23 protein-coding genes are annotated in these 20,844 nt (G+C 74.9%); 14 read left to right on the top strand and 9 right to left on the bottom strand.

The window, feature by feature from the left end:
* Window positions 1-12: 12 nt before the first annotated feature.
* Window positions 13-249 (bottom strand): hypothetical protein, encoded by a 237-nt coding sequence (locus ACH4B3_RS11265; RefSeq protein ID WP_398462532.1) that lies wholly within the window; start codon window positions 247-249, stop codon window positions 13-15.
* An 88-nt stretch (window positions 250-337) separates the two neighbouring features.
* On the opposite strand from ACH4B3_RS11265, the gene map reads away from it, so the two are divergent.
* The 3 genes from map to ACH4B3_RS11280 all read left to right on the top strand — a co-directional run bounded on the left by map (window position 338) and on the right by ACH4B3_RS11280 (window position 3,258).
* A complete protein-coding gene (gene map / locus ACH4B3_RS11270; protein ID WP_398462533.1) occupies window positions 338-1,195 on the top strand; it encodes a type I methionyl aminopeptidase in 858 nt (285 codons plus the stop codon).
* Window positions 1,196-1,314: 119 nt separating this feature from the next.
* Entirely contained in the window at window positions 1,315-1,992 is a 678-nt protein-coding gene (locus tag ACH4B3_RS11275) for a heme oxygenase (biliverdin-producing) (protein ID WP_398462534.1), read from the top strand.
* Between the two features lie 264 nt (window positions 1,993-2,256).
* Window positions 2,257-3,258 (top strand): hypothetical protein, encoded by a 1,002-nt coding sequence (locus ACH4B3_RS11280; RefSeq protein WP_398462535.1) that lies wholly within the window; start codon window positions 2,257-2,259, stop codon window positions 3,256-3,258.
* 120 nt (window positions 3,259-3,378) lie between these two features.
* Here the strand turns inward: ACH4B3_RS11280 and ACH4B3_RS11285 are convergent, their stop codons facing one another.
* A complete protein-coding gene (locus ACH4B3_RS11285; RefSeq protein ID WP_398462536.1) occupies window positions 3,379-4,116 on the bottom strand; it encodes a bifunctional DNA primase/polymerase in 738 nt (245 codons plus the stop codon).
* Between the two features lie 174 nt (window positions 4,117-4,290).
* Here ACH4B3_RS11285 and ACH4B3_RS11290 point away from each other — a divergent pair, with 174 nt between their 5' ends.
* The gene (locus ACH4B3_RS11290) at window positions 4,291-5,127 is read left to right on the top strand and encodes a glycerophosphodiester phosphodiesterase (RefSeq protein WP_398462537.1); all 837 of its coding nucleotides are present in this window, start codon (window positions 4,291-4,293) and stop codon (window positions 5,125-5,127) included.
* A gap of 220 nt (window positions 5,128-5,347) precedes the next feature.
* Here ACH4B3_RS11290 and ACH4B3_RS11295 read toward each other — a convergent pair whose 3' ends face one another.
* Window positions 5,348-5,959 carry a TetR/AcrR family transcriptional regulator gene (locus tag ACH4B3_RS11295; RefSeq protein ID WP_398462538.1) on the bottom strand — a complete coding sequence of 204 codons (612 nt, stop codon included), beginning with the start codon at window positions 5,957-5,959 and terminating at the stop codon, window positions 5,348-5,350.
* Between the two features lie 127 nt (window positions 5,960-6,086).
* Here ACH4B3_RS11295 and ACH4B3_RS11300 point away from each other — a divergent pair, with 127 nt between their 5' ends.
* Window positions 6,087-6,287: a DUF6243 family protein gene (locus ACH4B3_RS11300; RefSeq protein ID WP_398462539.1), complete on the top strand. Its 201-nt coding sequence runs from the start codon at window positions 6,087-6,089 to the stop codon at window positions 6,285-6,287.
* Between the two features lie 186 nt (window positions 6,288-6,473).
* Here the strand turns inward: ACH4B3_RS11300 and ACH4B3_RS11305 are convergent, their stop codons facing one another.
* The 4 genes from ACH4B3_RS11305 to ACH4B3_RS11320 form a co-directional block, all read right to left on the bottom strand.
* Complete coding sequence (locus ACH4B3_RS11305) at window positions 6,474-7,514, bottom strand: small ribosomal subunit Rsm22 family protein (RefSeq protein WP_398462540.1); 1,041 nt, start codon at window positions 7,512-7,514, stop codon at window positions 6,474-6,476.
* 10 nt (window positions 7,515-7,524) lie between these two features.
* Entirely contained in the window at window positions 7,525-8,715 is a 1,191-nt protein-coding gene (locus tag ACH4B3_RS11310) for a serine hydrolase domain-containing protein (protein WP_398462541.1), read from the bottom strand.
* A complete protein-coding gene (locus ACH4B3_RS11315) occupies window positions 8,688-10,211 on the bottom strand; it encodes a multidrug effflux MFS transporter (protein ID WP_398462542.1) in 1,524 nt (507 codons plus the stop codon). Before ACH4B3_RS11315 ends, ACH4B3_RS11310 begins: the two co-directional genes overlap by 28 nt.
* 97 nt (window positions 10,212-10,308) lie before the next feature.
* Complete coding sequence (locus ACH4B3_RS11320; RefSeq protein WP_398462543.1) at window positions 10,309-11,946, bottom strand: alkaline phosphatase D family protein; 1,638 nt, start codon at window positions 11,944-11,946, stop codon at window positions 10,309-10,311.
* A 210-nt stretch (window positions 11,947-12,156) separates the two neighbouring features.
* Between ACH4B3_RS11320 and ACH4B3_RS11325 the strand changes: the two genes are divergently transcribed.
* From ACH4B3_RS11325 to ACH4B3_RS11365, 9 genes are all read left to right on the top strand, one after another.
* Window positions 12,157-12,933 (top strand): SDR family oxidoreductase, encoded by a 777-nt coding sequence (locus ACH4B3_RS11325; protein ID WP_398462544.1) that lies wholly within the window; start codon window positions 12,157-12,159, stop codon window positions 12,931-12,933.
* A gap of 189 nt (window positions 12,934-13,122) precedes the next feature.
* Entirely contained in the window at window positions 13,123-14,004 is an 882-nt protein-coding gene (locus ACH4B3_RS11330) for a PhzF family phenazine biosynthesis isomerase (RefSeq protein ID WP_398462545.1), read from the top strand.
* A 209-nt stretch (window positions 14,005-14,213) separates the two neighbouring features.
* Window positions 14,214-15,077, top strand: coding sequence for a hypothetical protein (locus ACH4B3_RS11335; protein WP_398462546.1), 864 nt, complete (start codon window positions 14,214-14,216; stop codon window positions 15,075-15,077).
* A gap of 188 nt (window positions 15,078-15,265) precedes the next feature.
* Entirely contained in the window at window positions 15,266-15,946 is a 681-nt protein-coding gene (locus ACH4B3_RS11340; protein WP_398462547.1) for a hypothetical protein, read from the top strand.
* A gap of 293 nt (window positions 15,947-16,239) precedes the next feature.
* Complete coding sequence (locus ACH4B3_RS11345) at window positions 16,240-16,467, top strand: holin (RefSeq protein ID WP_398462548.1); 228 nt, start codon at window positions 16,240-16,242, stop codon at window positions 16,465-16,467.
* Window positions 16,468-16,545: 78 nt separating this feature from the next.
* Entirely contained in the window at window positions 16,546-17,190 is a 645-nt protein-coding gene (locus ACH4B3_RS11350; RefSeq protein WP_398462549.1) for an HAD family hydrolase, read from the top strand.
* A 45-nt stretch (window positions 17,191-17,235) separates the two neighbouring features.
* On the top strand, window positions 17,236-18,423 hold the full coding sequence (locus ACH4B3_RS11355) for a helix-turn-helix domain-containing protein (RefSeq protein WP_398462550.1): 1,188 nt from the start codon (window positions 17,236-17,238) through the stop codon (window positions 18,421-18,423).
* Between the two features lie 91 nt (window positions 18,424-18,514).
* Window positions 18,515-19,006, top strand: a complete 492-nt coding sequence (locus ACH4B3_RS11360; protein WP_398462551.1) for a hypothetical protein — start codon at window positions 18,515-18,517, stop codon at window positions 19,004-19,006.
* On the top strand, window positions 19,003-19,341 hold the full coding sequence (locus ACH4B3_RS11365) for a hypothetical protein (protein WP_398462552.1): 339 nt from the start codon (window positions 19,003-19,005) through the stop codon (window positions 19,339-19,341). Before ACH4B3_RS11360 ends, ACH4B3_RS11365 begins: the two co-directional genes overlap by 4 nt.
* 195 nt (window positions 19,342-19,536) lie before the next feature.
* Here ACH4B3_RS11365 and ACH4B3_RS11370 read toward each other — a convergent pair whose 3' ends face one another.
* The gene (locus ACH4B3_RS11370; protein ID WP_398462553.1) at window positions 19,537-19,788 is read right to left on the bottom strand and encodes a hypothetical protein; all 252 of its coding nucleotides are present in this window, start codon (window positions 19,786-19,788) and stop codon (window positions 19,537-19,539) included.
* A gap of 46 nt (window positions 19,789-19,834) precedes the next feature.
* On the bottom strand, window positions 19,835-20,836 hold the full coding sequence (locus ACH4B3_RS11375; RefSeq protein WP_398462554.1) for a GlxA family transcriptional regulator: 1,002 nt from the start codon (window positions 20,834-20,836) through the stop codon (window positions 19,835-19,837).
* Window positions 20,837-20,844 lie beyond the last annotated feature (8 nt).

Raw genomic sequence — 20,844 nt, forward strand, 5'->3', positions numbered from 1 at the left:
GCCCGGGGCGCGTCAGGAGGCGCCGTCGTCCTCCGCCGCCGGTCCCTTGTCGTGCCAGCGCGGGTCGGTCTCCCATGCCGCGTTCCGCTCCCGCGCGGTCTCCATGGCGTGGGCGGCCTCTTCCCGGGTGGTGTACGGCCCGAAGCGGTCGGCGGCCCGGCACTGCGGGCCCTCCTCCACGGCCTGGTGCTTGAGGCAGTAGTACCACTCGCCCGGCTTGCCCGCCGTCCCCCGCTTGAACATCGCCATCCGGCCTCGTCCTCCGTCCTCGGGCGGCCCGTCGCCGCTTCCTCCTTGCCGCCATGCTGCCCGATCCCCCGCGGATACACTCGCTGACATGTCTGGCCAGTCGCTTCTTGTCCCGGGGACGCTCTCCCCCGCCCGCTCCGTGCCCGCTTCGATCACCCGCCCCGAGTACGTGGGGAAGGCGGCGCCGGCCCCGTACACCGGTCCTGAGGTGCAGGACGCCGAGACGATCGAGCGGATGCGGATCGCCGGGCGGATCGCCGCGCGGGCCATGGAGGAGGCCGCGCGGCTCATCGCGCCGGGTGTCACCACCGACGAACTGGACCGGGTCGCGCACGAGTACATGTGCGACCACGGGGCCTACCCGTCGACGCTCGGCTACCGCGGCTTCCCCAAGTCGCTGTGCGCCTCCGTCAACGAGGTGATCTGCCACGGCATCCCGGACTCCACGGTGCTGCGGGACGGCGACATCGTGAACCTGGACGTCACCGCGTACATCGGCGGCGTGCACGGCGACAACAACGCCACCTATCTCTGCGGCGAGGTGGACGAGGAGTCGCGGCTGCTGGTGGAGCGCACCCGGGAGTCGCTGAACCGGGCGATCAAGGCCGTCAGGCCGGGCCGCCGGATCAACATCATCGGCCGGGTCATCGAGTCGTACGCCAAGCGCTTCGGCTACGGCGTGGTGCGCGACTTCACCGGCCACGGGATCAACTCGGCCTTCCACTCGGGACTGATCGTGCCGCACTACGACAGCCCGCACCACACCACCGAGATCAAGCCGGGGATGACGTTCACCATCGAGCCGATGCTGACGCTGGGGACGCACGAGTACGACATGTGGGACGACGGCTGGACCGTGGTGACCAAGGACCGCAAGCGCACCGCGCAGTTCGAGCACACGCTGGTGGTCACCGAGACCGGCGCGGAGATCCTCACGCTGCCGTAGCCGCGGCGGCGGAACCGCGCCGGAGAGGTTTACCGACAGGGCGTCGGGAAAGCATTGACTTAGGGAAACCTAAGTAGCAACAATCGCCTTACGCCCCTCTCGGTACCCGGAGGCCCGTCTTGAACGTCGCAGCCAGCAACCCGACGCCGGTCACCCCGTTCTCCGCGCTCATCCGCACCGCCTCCCAGGAACAGCACACCGAGGCGAACGGCATGTCGTTCATCGGCGACATGCTGGGCGGCCGGCTGGGCGTCGACGCGTACCGGCGCTACACCGAGCAGCTGTGGTTCGTCTACCGCGCGCTGGAGTCGGTCCCCGGGGAGCTGGCCGGCGATCCGGTGGCGGGCCCCTTCATCCGGCCCGAGCTGGCCCGCACCGCCGAGCTGGAGCGCGATCTGGCCCACCTCGGCGGCCCCGGCTGGCAGGCCGGCCTGGTGCCGCTGCCGTCGACCGCGGCCTACGCGGCGCGGGTGGCGGAGTGCGCCCGCGACTGGCCCGCCGGATACGTCGCCCACCACTACACCCGCTACCTGGGCGACCTCTCCGGCGGCCAGATCATCCGCGGTACGGCCGAGAAGACCTGGGGCTTCGACCGCAAGGGCGACGGGGTCCGCTTCTACGTCTTCGAGGGCATCGCCAACCCGGCCGCGTTCAAACGGGATTACCGCGCGCTGCTGGACGCGCTGCCGGTGGACGACCTGGAGAAGCAGCGGGTGGTCGAGGAGTGCCGGCGCGCCTACGCGTTGAACACCGCGGTACTGCGGGAGCTGGGGCGGGAGTTCCCGCTCAGCGCCTGACCGGCCGCTGGGCCGGGTGGGCCGAGCGGGCCGGTCGAACCGCATGGGCCCGGTGGGCCGGTCGAGCCGGGTGGGCCGGCCGGGCCGAGCAGGCCGAACGGGCCCGGGCGCCGGCACTCCCCGCCCGCCGCTGCCGCCGCCCGGCCGGCCCCCCTTCGGGCCCCGTGGCGCCCGGCGGGGGCCGGGCCCGTCCCCGCGCCCGGACGCCGCCGGGCCCCCGGTAGGGTGGCGCCGACCCGCAGCAGCCGAAGGAGCCGGAGCCCCATGACACGCAGGCCGCCCCGCCGGACGTTGACCGCGACGGCAGCCACCGTGCTGCTGTTCTGCGCCCCGTCGCTGACCGGTTGTGTGACGGTGCACGGCGAACGGGAGAACATCCCCTCGGTGGCCGAGTCCGAGGCGCCCAAGGCGCTGGATCGGTTCCTGGACACGTACAACAAGGCGTACCGCGAGCTGGATCCGGAGCTGCTGGGCCAGGTGGAGTCCGGCCCGCTCGGCGAGATATTCACCGCCGACCTCACCGCGCAGCGCGCCAACAGGCCCGGCGGCAACCCGGACTTCCCCCCGCTGGAGCTGACCGACGCCCGCTACCACATCCCCAAGCAGGTGGGGTGGCCCAAGTTCTTCGTGGCCGACACCCGCAGCAACCGGGAGGCGCCGGACAGCGGAACCCGCTGGCTGCTGGTGTTCTCCCGGGCCGCGGCGGGCGAGCCGTGGCGGGTGGCGTACCTGTCCATCCTCAGCCGGGACGAGGTGCCGCGGTTCGCGGCCGACGAAGACGGCTGGGCCGAGGCGGTGCCCACCTCCGGGAAGGGCGCCGGACTGGTGGTCGCCCCGGACACGCTGAGCAGGGCGTACACCGGCTATCTGATGACCGGCAAGGGTGACACCTTCGCGGCCGGGTCGGCGACGACGCGGCTGCGCGAGGACCGCAAGCGGTTCCTGCGCACGCCGAAGTTCTGGACCGAGTACATCGACTCCCCGGCGGAGGGCGACGCTTACGCGCCGGTGGGGCTGCGCACCCGGGACGGCGGGGCCCTGGTGTTCTTCAGCTCCCACCACCGGGAGAAGCAGACCATGGCCAAGGGCGTGCGGCCGCAGCCCGACGAGCGGGTGAAGCCGCTGCTGAAGGGCGAGGCGAAGCGGGCGGTGACGCTGACCCGGGTCGCGGAGTCGGCGGTGAAGGTGCCGGCCGAGGACGCGGCCGACCGCAAGGTGGTCTTCGTCAACCGGATGGAAGGCGTGACGGCCGCCAAGGGCGAGTGAGCAGGCCGGGGCGCGGCGCCCTCCGGTGGGGGCCGGGCGGGCCGGCTGCGGGCGCGCGGCGGCGCCCCGCGACGGCGCGGGCGGCCCCGACGGGCCGGGGAACCGGGCGGACCGGTGCCGTCAGCGCCCCATCGGCCAGGCCGCGGAGTGGTGCTCCTGCTCGGACCCGGCGAACCGGGCGCAGGCGTCGGTGAGCGCCTCCAGCAGGGTCAGCGGGTCCGGCAGCGGACGCTCGGGGCCCAGCAGCCAGGCCACGTGCCCGTCGCCGGGCAGTCGCGCCGGCGGGACCAGCACATAGCTGCCCCGGCAGTGCCAGCGCAGCCCGGGGTGCTCGTCCATGGTCTCGGGGTGGCAGTCCAGCTCGCAGGGCCACCATTCGTCCTCGTCCTCGGGGGTGCCCCGGGTGGCGGTGAAGAACAGCATGCGGCTCTGCTGGAGATCGGCGCTGGACGTGGCGACCGGCCCCACCTCGACCCCGGCGGCGCCGAGCCGTTCCAGGGCCAGGCGTCCGGCGTCCGCCGGCACGTCCAGCACGTCGTGGGCGATGCCGGTGGCGGTGATGAAGTTGGCCTCGGGCTGGCTGCGGAGCCACTGCCCGACCTTCTCCGGGTCGGTCGTGGCCTGGGTCTGCCAGGCGAAGGAGACCGGGTGCCGGGCCGGCGTGGGACAGCCGATGCGGTCGCAGGAACAGCCGTACCCGGAGGGGTGGGCGGCCGGCGCGAGCGGGAATCCGGCGGCCGCGGCCGCCAGGAGCAGATCCTCGCGGGCGCCGCCGGCGCCCACTCCCGTGCCCGCCTCGCCGCCCGCTCCGCTCCTGGGACGGCGCAGCCACTGGGAGAACCTGCCCTTGCGTTCCATCTATCGCCTCGTTTCACGGCTGTCGTGGCTGTGGTGCGGCATCGCCCTACCCGATCAATGCTGCCACCATCCTGCTCCTGAGGTGGCCGGTGTCCGCATCCGGGGTGGGCGCTACCCCCACCAGTGGGTGCACTTACCGGGCATAACCGCATTCTCCGGCTTAGCGTTCCGTATATGGTCTCAAGATCTCTGCTGGCGGCGGCCATGGCCCTGGCGCTGGCCACCCCCGCCTCGGGGGTGGTGCTGCCCGCCGCCCGCGGAGCGCCGGGGCAGGCGAGCGGCGCTCCGATACGTGGCTCCATCACGTACACCGCACACCGCGGGGGCGCCCTGGAGGTGCCGGAGAACAGCATGGCGGGGCTGACCGCGGCGCTGGAGCGGGGTCAGGCGGAAGTGATCGACTTCGACACCCGGGTGCTTCGCGACGGCACCCCGGTGGTGATGCACGACGCCACGCTCGACCGCACGACGTACTCCTCCGGCCGGGTCGACACGCTCAGCCTGGACCAGTGGCGGCACGTGCTGCTGCGGCCGGACCCGGCACTGCCCGGCGAGTGGCTGCCGGAGCCGCCGCCGACCGTGGCGGAGGTGCTGGACCGGTTCGGCGGGCACACCACGCTGATGATGGAGGCCAAGGACGCGCGCGGGCTGCCCGCCCTGGCCAAGCTGGTCAAGGACCGGGGGCTGGCCCGCTCGGTGTACGTCAACACCAACACCCCGGCCGTGGCCCGGCAGGCGCACGACATGGGGTTGATCGCCCAGCTGTGGCGTTCGGCCGCGCAGTTGCGGGACGACGACCCTTCCGCCTGGCGGTCGTTCGTGGATCTGCTGGACGTGGACCACCGGGCGCGGGACGAGGACGTGAAGCGCGCCGTCCGGTCCGGCATCCCCCGGGTGTGGGGGCACACCGTGAACACCCCGGCCGACCGGGACCGGATGCTCCGCCTGGGCTGCACCGGGATCATCACCGACGCCCCCGGACTGCTGACCGGCATCCCGGTCCGCCCCTGAGTGCGCCCCGGCCCGCCGCCCCGCTCCCGGGCGGCGGCGGGGCGGACCGCCCGGACCACCGGACGGTCACGGCACGCGCCGGCGGGCGGTACCGCCGACCGGCGGACGGACGACGCACGGCGGCGCGGACCGGTGGCGGGCGGCGCCCGGCGGGGCGGCACGGCCCGCCGCGGCGGGTGACCGCCCGGTGGGGCGATGCCTCTCGGTCGCGGGGCGCCGCTCAGCGCGGGGCGATGCCGCGCAGCGCCACCTCCACCACGGCGTCGGCGTACTCGTGGGTGAGCGGCAGGGTGCGCAGCAGCCAGCGGTGGGCGAGCGGCCCGACCAGCAGTTCCAGGGCGATCCGGGGGTCCGGGCCGGGGTCGGCCTGCCCGGCTTCCTGGGCCGCGCGCAACCGCTTCACATAGAGCTGGAGCGACGGTTCCAGCAGGCGGGAGACGAACTCGGCGCCGAGTTCGGGGTTGACCACGCCCTCGGCCGCCAGGGCGCGGGCGGGCAGGTCGTACCGGGGGGAGTTCATCTCGTCGACGGTGGCCCGGAGCACCAGTTTGAGGTCGGCCTCCAGGTCGCCGGTGTCGGGGATCTCGGGGTCCCCGCCCGCCGCCTCCGCCGCCTCCTCGCCGAGGGCGGCGAAGGCGTCGAGGAGGACGGCGGCCTTCGAGGGCCACCAGCGGTAGATGGTCTGCTTGCCGACGCCGGCCCGGGCGGCGATCGCCTCGATGGTGAGTTTGGGGTATCCGACCTCGCCGACGAGGTCGAGGGCGGCTTCCTGGATGGCGCGCCGGGAGCGCTCGCTGCGGCGGGAGGCGTCAGGGGGAGTCTTGTTGGCCATGGCCTCAATCTACCAAGCACATGAGGCGAGACGTATCGTCTTGACAAGACGATACGTCTCGCGGAAACTATGACTAGTGCGAGACGAAACGTCTCGCTCACTCGGAGCGAGCACAGAGGAGATCACCATGAGCAAGGGCAGGTCGGGCACGATGCTGGGCGTCGGCGGCACCCGCAGCAACCTCTCCCGGGCCACGCTGCACGGCGGGCGCGGCACCGGCACGGAGGGCCGCGGCGGCCTCGACCCACTCGCACAGAAACGGGAGCTGCTGCGCAAGCTCCAGGAACGCCGGAACACCCGTTCGGCGGTGGAGGGCGAGGAGGACTGAGCCGCCGCACCCGCAGCCGCGGCTCCCCGGGACGGCCCGGCACCGGACGCCGGGCGCGGGGCGCGGGCGGGCACCCCGGGCACGGTCCGCGCCCGGGGTCCCCGGGCCGTCAGCACCCCGCGGAGCCGTCCGCGGTGGCGGCGGCCCGGCCGGACTCCACGTACCGGCCGCGGCGCCGGCCCGATATCAGCGGTCCCGCTCCGGCGCGGGCGGCCACTCGTCGCCCCAGCCGGTGTCCCGGGCGGCGCGGTAGGCAGGGCCGTGCCGCTTCGTCACCGTCTCCCGGCGCAGCCCCTCCGTCCCGGTGCACAGGTCCAGCAGCACCATGCCCTTGCGGATCTGGGGCTTGCGCACCACCCGGTCCACGGCCGCGGCCGGTGGCGCCGGCAGGTCCCGGACCGCCGCCACATAGCTGAACTTCTCGTCCTCGTACGGCAGTGAGCCGCCCTTGACCTGCCGGTGCAGCGACGAGCGGCTGACCCGGGCGGCGAAGTGGCACCAGTCGGAGCCCACCTCGATGGGGCAGGTGCCGCTGTGCGGGCACGGGGCGACCACCCGCAGCCCGGCGGCCACCAGCCGGTCCCGGGCCGCCCGGATCCGCAGGTACCCCTCGGGGGTGCCCGGCTCGACGATCACCACCGCTTGGCCCGCGCGGGCCGCCTCGTCGACCACCACGCCCCGGTCGGCCTCGGTCAGTTCGCCCAGCACGTAGGAGATCGTGACCAGGTCGGCCGGTTCGATCCGCAGCCGGCCGTCGATCGCCTGCCGCAGCCACCGCGCGTCCCGCAGCGCCGGCTCGCCGGACCCGGCGGCCAGTTCCTCGCCGAGCGACAGCGCCGCCTGCGACCAGTCCAGCACCGTGGTGCCGCGGGCCGCGCCGGTCCCGGGCGTCTCGCCGGCCCACGCGTCGGCGACCGCCCAGCTCGCCGCGCCGGTACCGCCGCCGACGTCGACGTGGTGCGCCGGGACCCAGTGGGGCAGCCGGGCCCGGAACGCGGCCAGCGCCGCCCGCACCGCCTCGTAGGTCGCGGGCATCCGGTACGCGGCGTAGGCGGCCACGTCGGAGCGGTCCCGCAGCACCGGCGCGTCGGTCGGGGTCCGCCCCCGGTAGTTGGTGATCAGCCGCTCGACGGCCTGCGCCGCCTGGGAGGGCGGCAGACCGTCCAGCAGTCGGGCCAGCGCCGCGCGCAGGGCGTCGCGGGCGGGGACGGATTCGGGGGCGTGCATCCGATGAATGTTACCCGTCCCCGGCGCGCAGCAGCCGTGCCAGCGCCGTCCCGGCCGCGGCCCGCGGAGCGCTGTCGCCGGGGCGGCGGCGCGGGTGGACGGTGTTGGCGAGCAGCACCAGATAGGAGTCGGTGGCCCGGTCGATCACCAGGCTGGTCCCGGTGAAACCGGTGTGCCCGGCCGCGCCGCGGCCCGCGAGTCCGCCCATGAACCACGGCTGGTCCACCTCGAAGCCGAGCCCCGGCGCGGTCAGCAGCAGGTCGACCGAGCCGGGCCGGAGCACCCGGACCCCCTCGTGGGTACCGCCGCCGAGCAGCGCCCGGCACAGCCGCGCCAGATCGCCCGCGGTGGCGAAGAGCCCGGCGTGCCCGGCAACGCCGCCCAGCGCGTGCGCGTTCTCGTCGTGCACCTCGCCGCGCAGCATGCCGCGGTCCAGCTTGGCCCAGGGCCGGCGCTGGTCCTCGGTGGCGGCGACCCGGGGTCGCAGTGCGGGCGGCGGCCGGAAGCAGGTGTCGCGCATGCCCAGCGGCCCGGTGATCACCTCCGCCACCAGCCGGTCCAGCGGCTGCCCGGTGATCCGCTCCAGCACGCCCTGCAGGATCAGCAGGTTCAGATCGGAGTAGCGGCGCCCGGTGCCCGGTGGGGCCGTCGGTTCCTCGGCGCGGAGCATCGCCAGCCGCTCCGCCGGCCCCGGGCAGGCGTACAGCGGCAGTTCGGGGCGGAGGCCGGAGGTGTGGGTGAGCAGCTGCCGCACGGTGATCCGGTGCGCGGCGGCGGCACCGTACTCCGGTGCGTAGGCGGCGACCTGCCCGTCCAGGTCCAGGGTGCCCCGCTCCACGCACCACACCGCGACGACGGCGGTGAACAGCTTGGTCAGGGAGGCGAGGTCGAAGAGGGTGCCGGTGTCCGCCGGCACCCGGGCCGCGGCGGGCAGTTCCACTCCGCGGTCGGTGTCCGGGTCGTACCCGGCGTAGCGCACGGCCCAGCCGAACGCCTCCTCGGCCAGGGTCCCGGTGCCCCGGCCGGCGCTGACCACCGCGCCGGCGCACCAGGGCCGCTCGCCCTCGGTGAGCGCGGCCACCCCCCGCACCAGGTCCGCCACCGGATCATCCGCGGGCCGGTCCGCCCCGGGGCCCGCCACCGCATCCGCGGGCCGGTCCGGCGCCGGGTCCGTCACCGGCCCGCTCGCTTCCGCTGCCATGGACGGCACAGTCCCACGAAGCAGGCCACCGCGGCGAGCGCGCACCCCAGCTGGACCAGCGCCATCGGTACCGCCGTGCCCTCCCCGGCGATCCCGACCAGCGGCGCGGCGGCGGCGCCGACCAGGAAGGAGCTGGTGCCCAGCAGCGCGGAGGCGGAACCCGCGGCGTGCCCGGCGCGCTGGAGCGCCTGCGCGTTGGTGTTGGAGAAGATCAGCCCCATCGCGGACATCAGCACGAACATCCCGGCCGCCATCGCCGCCAGCGGCGCCCTGCCGAACACCCCGGAGGCCAGCACCGTCAGGGTCCCCGCGGCCAGCGTCACGGCCGCCAGTCCGACGGTGATCACCACGTTCGGGTCGACCCGGCCGACCAGGACCTTGCCGTTGAGCTGCCCCATGCCGACCAGCCCGACGGAGTTGAGGCCGAACAGCAGGCTGAAGGTCTGCGGGGAGGCGCCGTAGATGTCCTGGACCACGAAGGACGACCCGGCGACGTAGGCGAACAGCGCGGCGAAGGCGAACGCGCCGGCCAGCAGGTAGCCGGTGAAGACCCGTTCGGCGAGCAGCCCGCGGATGGTGCGCAGCGTCTCGCCGAGCCCGCCGACGTGCCGCCGTTCGGGCGGCAGCGTCTCGCCCAGGCAGCGCCACACCAGCACGGTGAGCAGGGCGCCGACGGTGCCCAGGACGACGAAGACCCCGCGCCAGTCGGTGAACCGCAGCACCTGGCCGCCGATGAGCGGGGCGGCGATCGGCGCGACGCCGGCGATCAGCATCAGGGTGGAGAAGAACCGGATCATCTCCACGCCCTCGTACAGGTCGCGGACCACGGCGCGGGCGATCACGATGCCCGCCGCGCCGGCCAGGCCCTGCACGACCCGGAAGACGACGAGCAGTTCGGCGGTGGGGGCGAAGGCGCAGACCACGGTGGCCAGCACATAGACCACCATGCCGGCCAGCAGCGGCCGGCGGCGGCCCCACCGGTCGCTCATCGGGCCGACCAGCAACTGGCCGACGGCCATGCCCGCGATGCAGGCGGTGAGGGTGAGCTGGACGGTGGCGGCCCGGCTGTGCAGGGCGTCGGTGACCTCCGGCAGTGCCGGGAGGTACAGGTCCATGGAGAGTGCGGGCAGGGCGGTGAGCCCGCCCAGCACGAAGGTGGTGAGCAGGCCGGTGCGGCGCTGCGCGGCGGTGCCACGGGGCCGCCCCGGTGCGGCGTCCGGTTCCTCCCGGATCCCCTCTCCGGTGTCCTCCCGGGGGCCCTCGTGGGGCCCCGCCGCCGGGTCTCCCGTCCGCTGCCGCCCCACCCGGGGGCGGCCCGCCCCCGAAGCGGCGGGTGGCGGTGGTGCCGGGGCGGTTCCGTCGTCCGTGCCTGCGGTCCGGGTGATGCCGGGGGTGCCGGTGGTGCCGGCTATGCCGTCGTCGGCAGACGCGGGGTGGGCGGATTCCGCCATGCAGCGCTCCCAGGGGTCGTCGGGTCCGCCCATGTTCTCAGCCATCCGCGTGTATACGGCAGCCACCGTGGGCGGCGCACCCCGGACCCGGCCCGGGTGGCGGGCCGGGTCCGGGTCCGGTGCCGCCGGCCGGCGGCCGCGGTCAGACCTGGTGCAGACCGGGGTTGCCGGCCTCGCAGACGAAGGACGCCGCGGTGCTCAGGGTGCCGCCGGGCGTGGTGACGCGCGAGACCGTCTTGTAGTCGGCACGCGCCTGCTCCGCGTCGAGGGTGACCGTGGTGTAGCCGCGGCGGCCGTTGTAGAACTTCATGTGCGGGTTGGCCGCCAGATAGGTGTCCCAGTTGCCCGGCTTGTCGGCGCCGTCCTTGCCGCTGCTGACGGAGGTGCCGACGAACTCCACGCCCACCGTCCGCGAGGCCGGGTCGTCGAAGTCCCGCTTGATCTCCAGGGCGTAGGAGACGTGCACGTCACCGGTGAGCACGACGAGGTTGTCCAGGCCCGCCTGCTCGGCGCCGGCCAGGATCCGCTCGCGGGAGGCCGGGTAGCCGTCCCAGGAGTCCATGGAGAGCTTGGACCGGTCCGCGGTGGTGTTCTTCCGGCGGGAGAAGGTGACCTGCTGGGGCAGCACGTTCCAGGTGGCGTGCGAGTGGCGGAAGCCGTCCAGCAGCCAGCGCTCCTGCGCCGCGCCGATCATGGTGCGCGAGGGGTCCTCGGACTCCGGTCCGGGGTACTGCCAGCCGTCCCCGTACGCCTGGTCCGAGCGGTACTGCCGGGTGTCCAGGATGTCGAGCTGGACCAGCCGGCCGTAGTGCGCGCGGCGGTACAGCCGCATGTCCGGGCCGTCGGGCAGCTGCGGCATCCGCAGCGGCATGTTCTCCCAGTAGGCGCGGTAGGCGGCGGCGCGGCGGATCAGGAACTCCTGCGGGTCCTGGTCCTTCTCCGGGATGCCGCCCGCGTAGTTGTTCTCCGTCTCGTGGTCGTCCCAGGTGACGAACCAGGGGAAGGCGGCGTGCGCGGCCCGCAGGTCCGGGTCGGACTTGTACAGGGCGTAGCGCAGCCGGTAGTCCTCCAGCGTGACGGTCTCCCGGTTGAACACCTCGGGCAGCGTGCGGTCGGTGTAGTTCCGGGCCCCGCCGACGGCGTTCACCGCGTACTCGTACTGGTAGTCGCCGACGTGGAAGACGGCGTCCAGGTCCTCCCGCGCGAGGTGGCCCAGCGCGGTGAAGTACCCGTCGTGGTACGCCTGGCAGGACACCAGCCCGAACCGGGCGTCGTTGACCCGTATGCCGCGCGCGGGCGTGGTGCGGGTGCGGCCGACCGGGCTGATCCACTCGCCGGCCCGGAAGCGGTACCAGTAGACCCGGTCGGCGGCGAGCCCGTCGGCCTCCACGTGCAGGGTGTAGTTGAACTCGGCGTGCGCTCTGGCGGTGCCGCGCCGGGCGATGCGGGTGAAGCGCTCGTCCCGGGCGACCTCCCAGTGCACGCGCACCGCGCCGGTGGCCGGCAGGCCGTTGCCCGGCTCGTAGGGGCGGGGGGCCAGGCGCGTCCACAGCACCACCGAGTCCGAGCGCGGGTCGCCGGAGGCGACGCCCAGCGTGAACGGGTCCTCGGTGAGCGCGCGGGGGGCCAGTTCGGCGGCGTGCGCGGCCGGCAGGTTGGTGGTGAAGGCGAGCGCGGCGGCCGCCGAGGTGACGGTGAGGAAGCGGCGCCGGCCCAGCCGGGCCGCGGCGGACCTGAGCTGCTGCTGGTGCGGTGCGTGTGCGTCGGCTGCGTGTGCCATCTGTCCCATCTGCCTTCCCCTGACGTGACGTGTCAGAGGAATTGGAGTGGAGCGGAGCGGCGATGTACCGACCCGTGCACGACACATATATGGCCCTCAGGTGAGCGCAGCATCCGGATGGGGCATTCGGCGCAATCTCCCGGGGCCGGAAGGTGTCGCGTACGCTGCGGAGCCATGAACGGGAGCAGTCCGGGGTCGAAGGGGGCGGCGGTGTCAGAGGGATCTGCGGTGTCCCAGCGGTCGGTGGTGTCCAGGATCGCGGTCGTGACGGGTGCGGGCTCGGGAATCGGCCGGGCGGTGGCGCTGGAGCTCGCCGAGGCGGGGTGGTCGGTGGTCCTGGCCGGCCGCCGGGAGGACGCGCTGGCCGAAACCGCCCGGTTGGCGGGCTCCGGGGCGCTCCCGGTGCGGACCGACGTGACCCGGCCCGCCGAGGTGGACGCGCTGTTCGCGACGGTGCGCGACCGCTTCGGCCGGCTCGACCTGCTGTTCAACAACGCGGGCGCCTTCGGCCCGCCGGTGCCGCTGGACGAACTGTCGTACGAGGACTGGCGGGCGGTGGTCGACACCAACCTCACCGGCGCCTTCCTCTGCGCCCAGGGCGCGTTCCGGCTGATGCGGGCCCAGGACCCGCAGGGCGGACGCATCATCAACAACGGTTCCATCTCGGCCCATGTGCCCCGGCCGCACAGCATCGCCTACACCGCCACCAAGCACGCCATGACCGGCCTGACGAAGTCGCTGTCGCTGGACGGCCGCCGGTACTCCATCGCCTGCGGCCAGATCGACATCGGCAACGCCGCGACCGAGATGACCGAGCGGATGAGCACCGGCATCCTCCAGGCGAACGGCGAGGTGCGCGCGGAGCCGGTGATGGACGCGGCGGACGTGGCCCGCACGGTCCGCCACATGGCCGCCCTGCCGCTGGAGGCGAACGTCCAGTTCGCCACCGTGATGGCGACGGCCATGCCGTACATCGGCCGGGGCTGAGCGGACGCGGGCCGCCGCCCGGCCGCGGGAAGCGCCCGGTCCGCGACGCCGCGGACCGCGACGCCCCGGGCCCGGACCGCCCCCCGTCCCGGGGCCGCCGGCGGGCGGCGCGGTGCCCCGCGCGGCCCGTCGCGCGGTGCTCGCCGCGCCCCCGGAATAACCCGACCGGTGCCGTGGGTTGCCCCGGACATGACGATCCAGAACGACGTTCCCGCCCTGCCCGACGTGCTGCGCTACACCGCCTTCTCCGCGGATCCCGCCGGAGGGAACCCGGCCGGTGTGGTGGTGGACGCCGCCGGACTCGACGACGCCGCGCAACTGGCGATCGCCGCCGAGGTGGGCTACTCGGAGACGGCGTTCCTGACCGCCCCGCCGGAGGGGCTGGGTGAGCCGGGCCGCGCCTTCACCGTCCGCTACTTCAGCCCGCTCGCCGAGGTGCCCTTCTGCGGGCACGCCACGGTCGCCACCGCGGTCGCCCTGGCCGAGCGGTCCGGGCCCGGCGCCTACGCGTTCGCCACTCCGGTGGGCACCGTGCCGGTCGAGGTGCGCGAGATCGACGGTGTGCTGCGGGCCACGCTGACCAGCGTGGCACCGCAGGTCGAGGAGGTCGCCGAGCCGGAGGTCACCGAGGCGCTGGCGGCGCTCGACTGGCCCGCCGCCGACCTGGATCCGGCGCTGCCGCCGCGCATCTCCTTCGCCGGCGCCCGGCACCTGGTGCTGGCGGCCGCCACCCGGGAACGGCTGGCCCGCCTGGACTACGACTTCGACCGGCTGGCGGCGTTCATGCGGAAGCACGACCTGACCACCGTTCAGCTGGTGTGGCGGGAGTCGGAGACCGTCTTCCACGTCCGCGACCCGTTCCCGGTCGGCGGCGTGGTGGAGGACCCGGCCACCGGCGCGGCGGCCGCCGCGTTCGGCGCGTACGCCCGCGAGCTGGGCCTGGTCACCGCGCCGGTCACGCTCACCCTCCACCAGGGCCACGACCTGGGACGGCCCGGCCTGCTGGAGGTCGGGCTGAGCGCCGACGACCCGCGCGTCACCGTCACCGGCACCGCCACCCGCATCCCCTGACGGGCACCGCGCCCGCCCGCGGCCACCGGGGCCCGGCTCCCCGGCGGCCGGCGTGACGCGGCTGCGGACGAGCCGGGCCCGCCCGGGGCGCCGGCCTTCGGGCGGGCGGCGGTGACACCCGGGGCGCCGGCCCGGCTGTCCGGCCCGGCCGCTACGGTGCACCCCACCGTCCGGCCGGCCCGCTGCCGGACCCGCCCGCGAGGACGCCCATGACCGCCGCCACCCCGCCGCCCGCCCCCGGGGCGCCACCCGCCCCGCTGGCCGACGTGCCCGCCCTCGCGCCGTTCGCCCGGGCCGCCGTCCGGCTCGATCCGGTGCCGCCCGGGGCCGCCTCCGGCGCGGCGCCGGACGGCGGGGGCCCCGGCCCCACGGCGGACGGCACCGCGCCCTCGCCGTACGAGAGTTCGCTGGGCGGGCCGCTGCTCTGGCCGGAGGACGAGAGCTGGCCGGTGTGCCGGGAGGCCGGGCGCGCGTTCCTGGAGGGGCACCCGACCGCCGTGCCCATGGTGCCCGTCGTACAGCTGCGGGCCGAGGACGCGCCGGGCGGCTGGTGGCCGCCGGGCACCGACCTGCTGCAGATCCTGTGGTGCCCCAACGACCACGAGGGCGCCGGCCACGACGGCCCGGTGCTCGACATCCGCTGGCGCGCCGCGGCCGAGGTGCGCCGACCGCGCACCGCCCCGCCCCCGGAGACCTGGTGCGCCGACTGGGACGCCGCGTACGCGTACCGGCCGACCGCCTGCCGCCTGACCCCCACCCCGCTGACCGACCTCCCCTACCCGGACGAACTGCCAGACGAGGTGCGGGCGGAGGTGGACGCGTGGAGCGCCCGGACCGGCGGCGACTACCTGGCGTTCGCCTGCCTGCCGGGCTGGAAGGCCGGCGGCTGGCCGACCTGGCACCTCACCGACTACCTGCCCAACCCCTGCCACTGCGGGGCCGAACTGCGCCTGCTGTTCACCGTGGCGAGTTCCGACGCCCCGCCGAAGGTGATCGTGGGGCGCTTCGGCGACCTGCGCGTCTTCCGCTGTCCGGAGGACGCCGCGCACGGCTTCCGCGTCGACGTGCACTGAGCCGGCCGGGACCTGCCCGGTCCGGCGAGACGGCACCGCCCGGCGGCCGGAGGGCGCCGGGCGGCTACCGCACCGGGTCCCGGAGGCTCATCGGCCCGCCCGGGGACCCGGGCTGTCCCCGGTTCCCGTGGTGTGGCATGGTCGTCTCTCCCGCAGTCCTCGTCCCCCGTCAGCGAAGAGGGACCGCCGTGCGTTCTCTGCCGATCCTCCTGGGCGCCCGCCTGCTGCCCGTCGCCGTGCTGACCGTCGCCGGTCTGGCCATGACGACCAACAGCCACTCCGACACGCAGCCGGAGAAGTCCGCCGCCCGCCCCGGGCCGGCGCCGGACGACTCCGCCTCCGCCCGTCCCTCCCCGGGCCGCTCCGAGGGCTCCTCCCCCGGTGATTCCTCTCCCGCCACCGGCACGCCCGCCCCGGGCCGGTACACCGCGCCGCCCGCCGAACCGTGCGCCGGGGTGCCCGCCGGAACGGTCCGGAAGCTCGTCCCCGGAGCCCCGGTCGCCGGCAAGAAGATCAAGGCCAGCGACACCGCCCGCCGCAGCAGCTGCTCCTGGAACGCGCTGGACGGCTACGACTACCGCTGGCTGGACATCAGCTACGCCCTCGCCGCCGGCGGCCGGACCACCCCGCCGGCGGCTCCCGGCGAGCCGGTGGCCGGGATCGGGGATTCCGCGACCCTGAACGAGCGCCTGACGACCGAGGACGACCAGCAGATCCGCGAGGCGGTGGTGACGGTCCGGGTGGACAACGCGGTGGTCACCGTGACGTACAACGGCAGCGACTTCGAGAACGGGAAGGCGCCGGGCGCCACCGAGATCCGGGAAGGCGCCCTCGACGCCGCGCGCGCCGCCCTGCGCGCCCTGGACTGAGCCGCCCGGCCCACCCTGGACTGACCCACCCCGCGCGGTGCCCGGCGCGCGCCCTCGGACGCCCGCGCCCCCGCCCGGAGCCCGTCGCGCGTCCGCAGGTCCGCGGCCCCCCGGCGATGGCCGTTCCGACCGCCGCCGCACCGGGTATATCCGCTCTGTCCATCCGCTCACTCCCCTCCGCACCCGGCGTGCGGCGATCCGCCGTGCCCGCATGCGCGTACGCCGCCGGGGCGCACCCCCCACGCCCGCACCCCTTCCTCCGGCCACAACCGACCCGTCGAGGAGGTCGTCCCATGGCCAAGAAAGTCGAACGCAAGGTCTCCTGGGCAACCGTCGGCAGTCTTGCCGCCGCCGGTGCCGTCACCGTCCTGAACGCCACGGTCGGCGACGCGGAACTGATGGGCTCGCTGCCGTCGGTGGCGCAGTACGTCATCACCCTCGTCGTCCCCCCGCTGGTCACCTTCCTCAGCGGCTACGCCGCCCCGCACACCCCGCGGATCGGCGCCCGCCTGCCGAGGTGAGCCCGCCCGGTGCCCCGCCGCCCGGCCCCGGCCGGACGGCGGGACGCCCGGCTCCGGGCCGTGCCTTACGCTGCCCGCATGATTCGCGCGGTGGTGTTCGATGTCGGTGAGACCCTCGTCCGGGACGACCGGACCTGGGCCTCCTGGGCGGACTGGCTCGGCGTGCCCCGCCACACCCTCTCCGCGCTGGTCGGAGCCGTGGTGGCCCAGGGCCGGGACAACGCGGACGCCATCCGGCTGATCCGGCCGGGCATCGACGTCGCCGCCGAGCGGGCGGCGATGGACGCGGCCGGGATCACCGAGCACCTTGCCGAGGACGATCTCTACCCGGACGTGCGACCCGCCCTGTCGGCCCTCCGGGCAGCGGGCCTGCGCGTGGCCGTCGCGGGAAACCAGACCCGGCGCGCCGGCGAACTCCTGCGCGCCCTCGACCTGCCCGTCGACGCCATCGCCACCTCCGGCGCCTGGGGCGTGGCCAAACCGGACGCCGCGTTCTTCGAACGCGTCGTGGAACTCGCCGGGGTGCCCCCGCACGACACCCTCTACGTGGGCGATCATCCGGCCAACGACGTGGCTCCTGCGGCCCGCGCCGGTCTCCGTACCGCGCTGCTGCGCCGGGGGCCGTACGGCTACCTGTGGTCGGACGCGTCCGTCGGCGCCGAAGCCGACTGGCGCGTCGATTCGCTGACGGACCTCATGGGCATCGTCGAGGCGCTGTCGTAGCGGCGCCGATACGCTGCGGAGTGGCCCCGAGGGAGGAGCTGGGCGATGCCGCACGACGACGGTCCGCGTGAACTGGGCAAGCGCGTCGCCTACTTCAGGCGGATCGCACGTATGACGCAGCGTGAACTCGCCGACGCGGCGTGCCTGCACATCGGAACGGTGCAGAAGATCGAACGCGGTGCGCGAGGGGCCGGTGACGGGGTACGTGACGCGCTGGCCGCCGCGCTGGGCATCGACCCGTCGCGGCTGGAATCGGGTCAGGACCGGTCCGATGCCAGGGTGCACGAGGCGATGCCCGGCCTGTCCGCCGTACTCGCCGCCTACGACGTGCCGGCGGACGGCCCCACGAGGTCGCTGCCGGAACTCCGCTCCGTCGTCGGCGACGCCGTGACTTGGCGGCTCTCCGCACACTACGCGCAGATCGCCCGGCATCTGCCACTCCTCGTCGACGAGTTGACCCGCGCCTTCCACGCCGCGTCCGCGGACGACCGGAGGGAGGCCGCGCACCTCCTGGCAGCCGCCTACCGGACCGCCGATGCCGTGGCGTACAAGTTCCGAGCCCGGGACCTGTCGGCCAGGCTCATCGAGCTGATGCGCTGGGTCGCGCCCTATGCGGAGAACCCGCTGCTCGACGCGGCGACCGCCTACGTCCGCACCGAGACCTTCTTCACGGCCCAGGCTCATGCCGCCGGGCTCAGGGCACTGGAGAGGGCGATCGACGCGTCGCCGAACCCGGTGGGCCCGCATGCGACGGCCGCGCGCGGGGCACTCCACATGCGCGCCGCCGTGATCGCCGGACGCGCCGCAGACCCGGTCGCCGCCCATGAGCACCTGGCGCAGGCCCGCGCCCTGGCCGAACTGGTTCCCGAAGGCGTCTACACGGGCACCGCTTTCGGTCCCGACAGCGTTCGCATCCACCGGGTGGCGGTCGCGGTGAGCCTCGGGAACGACCATACGCACCGGGCCCTGGACGAGGTGAACGGATGGCGGCCACCGCACCATCTGCCCGCCGAGCGCCGGTCCGGATTCCACATCGAACTGGCTCGCGCGCAGTTGTGGAGCGGTGACCCCCACGCGGCCTTCGCCTCGCTGCGAGCGGCGCGACGTATCGCGCCCCAGCACGCCCGCGAGCACCGCTGGGTGCGCGAGGACGTGGCCACGCTGCGCCGACTGCGACGATCCGACGCCGGGACCCTCACCGAGTTCGCCCGTTGGTGCCACGCCTACGAGTGACACCGGCTAACCCGCGGCGGGTCACCTGAGGCCCTTGCGGCGGACGACCATCTTCCCGACCGCAGCGCAGGCAGATGGGAGTCCGAACCCGATGAGCGATCCAGTACGCCCTTACCGCCCGTTCGGCGAGGGGAGCCGCCCCTCGCTTCACCACACCACCGCCCCGGGCGTCCCGAACGCCCCGGCGGGCGGCGCCTGGGAACCCCCCAACCTCACCGACGTGCACGTCCTGCCCGCGGGCCGGTGGTGGGACGCCGTGCGCGCCCCGCAGTACATCGGCGCCCGGGCCCTGGCGCTGCTGGGCGAGGAGACCGGGGCGGTCATCGAGGACCCGCGCGGCAGGCGCCTGTACTGGCTGGTGCCGCCCGGGACCGCGACCGCCTGGTCCCTCCAGCAGGTCGCGGTGCTGGCCGGCGCCACCTACGTCGCCGTGCCGCCCAGGCACGTCCGGCACGGGGGCGGGCCGCACTGGCGGGTGCCGGTCTCGCACGGGCGGTACCTGACCGACGCGCCGCTTCTGCACGCGGCGCTGCGGGCCGCGATCACCGCTGAGCTGGGCCCTCGTCCGGAAGCCGCGCCGTGAGCCGGGCCCGGATGCGCTATGTCGACATGTCGCTGGGGCCGGATCCGGACGCCGAGCCGTACATCGTCGAGGTCGAGTGCACCAGCTGCGCGGCGGCCTCCGCGCCCGCGCCGGAGCGGGTGCCCGGCGAGATGCGCGACCGGGCCGAGGAGTGGGCGCTGCGGCACACCGGGCGGGCCGACGCCGACGGACGGCACCACACCGGCTTCCGGGTCACCGTGACGATGTTCTGGCGGGTCACCCCGCACGAGGAGATCGATCCGCCGGCCGGCCCGGAGCCCGCTCGGCCGGGGGCCGGACCGGAGCCGGACCGCACTGTCAGACCCGCCCGCTAACGTCGGTGTCCGTCCCTATACGTCATTGCTGCTGACGCTACTCGGACGTCGCCCCGCCTCCCGTAACAGCGCACGGGGGGCGGGGCGTTCAGCAGGGTGCCGGGGCCGGATCCGGCACGGCGTTCCGCGGGGCGCCGGGCACCGGGCCCTCGCGGGGGCGTTCCGCGGCTGCGGGGGCCGGACGGCGGACCGGGGTCACGCCCGGCGGCCGTAGCGCAGGTTGCTCAGCGCGGTCACGGCCATCGGGGAGAGGCCGATCACGGTGAGGCTGTCGTCCACCAGCCGGACCAGGATCCACCCCTTGGAGCGGAGCGACGCCACCTCGCGCTTCACGTCCGCCCCGGTGTCCCGGGCCAGCTCCTCGACGGTGGGTGCGTTGCCCTCGTCCAGGTGGCCCACGATCAGGAAGAGGAGATCCTGCTCCTCCGCAGTGATGCGGAAGTCCATACCTCGACGGTAAGTCCGTTGCCGCCGGGATGCGCGTACGGGCCGGTCACGGGCGTTCCCGGGCCGGCGCGGCCGGTTCCCCGCGCGGTCGCTCCGGCGTGCTCGTGAAGGAGCGGCGGTAGGAGCGGGGCGGCACCCCCCGGCGGCGGACGAACTGCTCCCGCAGTACCGCCGCGCTCCCGTATCCGACCCGGTGGGCGATCTCCTCGACCGGGAGGTCGGTGGTCTCCAGGAGTTCCTCGGCGCTGCTCAGCCGCAGGTTGCGCAGCCAGGCGTGCGGCGTGGTGCCGGTGGCGGCGGTGAAGCGGCGGGCGAAGGAGCGTTTGCTCATCAGGGCGCGCCGGGCCAGTTCCGCCACCGGAAGCGGCTCGTGGAGGTGCTCGCGGGCCCAGGCGAGCACCTCGGCGAGACGCTCGTCCTGGCAGTCCTCGGGGACGGGCGCGGACAGGTACTGGGCCTGTCCTCCGTCGCGGTGGGAGGGCAGCACCATGTCGCGGGCGACGACGTTCGCCGCCGCCGCGCCGTACTCCCGTCGCAGCAGGTGGAGGCACATGTCGAAGCCCGCGGCGGCTCCCGCGCCGGTGATGACGCGCCCTTCGTCGATGTAGAGGGCGCCCGGTTCGACGGTGACCGCCGGATGGCGGCCGGCCAGCAGTTCCGCGAACCGCCAGTGGGTGGTCGCCCGCCGGTGGTCGAGCAGCCCGGCGGCGGCGAGCGCGAAGGCGCCGACGCAGTGCGCCGCGACCAGCGCGCCGCGCTCGTGGGCGGCCCTCAGCGCGTCGAGCACGGCGGGGGCGGGCGGGGTGCGGAAGTCGGCCCCCGGCAGCGCGATCAGCAGATCGGCGGAGGCCAGCCGATCCAGGCCGCTGGTGACGCCGAGCGACCCGCCGGAGTCGGTGGGGACCGGTCCGGGCCGGTCGGTGCACAGCGCGAAGTCGAAGGCGGGCGATCCCTCCCCGCGCGGACCGAACACCTCGGTGACGATGCCGACGGCGAGCACGCCGACTCCGGGCGGGGCATAGGCGGCGACGTTCACGAAGGGCGGCACGGACGCAG

Origin of the sequence: Streptomyces sp. NPDC018031 (assembly GCF_044327625.1) — a bacterium.
Classification (GTDB): Bacteria; Actinomycetota; Actinomycetes; order Streptomycetales; family Streptomycetaceae; genus Streptomyces.

Excerpts from the sequence above, each read along its gene's own strand:
- ACH4B3_RS11265 (WP_398462532.1), bottom strand. The coding sequence starts at position 249 with ATGGCGATGTTCAAGCGGGGGACGGCGGGCAAGCCGGGCGAGTGGTAC.
- map (WP_398462533.1), top strand. The coding sequence starts at position 338 with ATGTCTGGCCAGTCGCTTCTTGTCCCGGGGACGCTCTCCCCCGCCCGC.
- ACH4B3_RS11280 (WP_398462535.1), top strand. The coding sequence starts at position 2,257 with ATGACACGCAGGCCGCCCCGCCGGACGTTGACCGCGACGGCAGCCACC.
- ACH4B3_RS11285 (WP_398462536.1), bottom strand. The coding sequence starts at position 4,116 with ATGGAACGCAAGGGCAGGTTCTCCCAGTGGCTGCGCCGTCCCAGGAGC.
- ACH4B3_RS11290 (WP_398462537.1), top strand. The coding sequence starts at position 4,291 with ATGGTCTCAAGATCTCTGCTGGCGGCGGCCATGGCCCTGGCGCTGGCC.
- ACH4B3_RS11295 (WP_398462538.1), bottom strand. The coding sequence starts at position 5,959 with ATGGCCAACAAGACTCCCCCTGACGCCTCCCGCCGCAGCGAGCGCTCC.
- ACH4B3_RS11300 (WP_398462539.1), top strand. The coding sequence starts at position 6,087 with ATGAGCAAGGGCAGGTCGGGCACGATGCTGGGCGTCGGCGGCACCCGC.
- ACH4B3_RS11305 (WP_398462540.1), bottom strand. The coding sequence starts at position 7,514 with ATGCACGCCCCCGAATCCGTCCCCGCCCGCGACGCCCTGCGCGCGGCG.
- ACH4B3_RS11310 (WP_398462541.1), bottom strand. The coding sequence starts at position 8,715 with ATGGCAGCGGAAGCGAGCGGGCCGGTGACGGACCCGGCGCCGGACCGG.
- ACH4B3_RS11315 (WP_398462542.1), bottom strand. The coding sequence starts at position 10,211 with ATGGCTGAGAACATGGGCGGACCCGACGACCCCTGGGAGCGCTGCATG.
- ACH4B3_RS11320 (WP_398462543.1), bottom strand. The coding sequence starts at position 11,946 with ATGGCACACGCAGCCGACGCACACGCACCGCACCAGCAGCAGCTCAGG.
- ACH4B3_RS11330 (WP_398462545.1), top strand. The coding sequence starts at position 13,123 with ATGACGATCCAGAACGACGTTCCCGCCCTGCCCGACGTGCTGCGCTAC.
- ACH4B3_RS11335 (WP_398462546.1), top strand. The coding sequence starts at position 14,214 with ATGACCGCCGCCACCCCGCCGCCCGCCCCCGGGGCGCCACCCGCCCCG.
- ACH4B3_RS11345 (WP_398462548.1), top strand. The coding sequence starts at position 16,240 with ATGGCCAAGAAAGTCGAACGCAAGGTCTCCTGGGCAACCGTCGGCAGT.
- ACH4B3_RS11350 (WP_398462549.1), top strand. The coding sequence starts at position 16,546 with ATGATTCGCGCGGTGGTGTTCGATGTCGGTGAGACCCTCGTCCGGGAC.
- ACH4B3_RS11355 (WP_398462550.1), top strand. The coding sequence starts at position 17,236 with ATGCCGCACGACGACGGTCCGCGTGAACTGGGCAAGCGCGTCGCCTAC.
- ACH4B3_RS11360 (WP_398462551.1), top strand. The coding sequence starts at position 18,515 with ATGAGCGATCCAGTACGCCCTTACCGCCCGTTCGGCGAGGGGAGCCGC.
- ACH4B3_RS11370 (WP_398462553.1), bottom strand. The coding sequence starts at position 19,788 with ATGGACTTCCGCATCACTGCGGAGGAGCAGGATCTCCTCTTCCTGATC.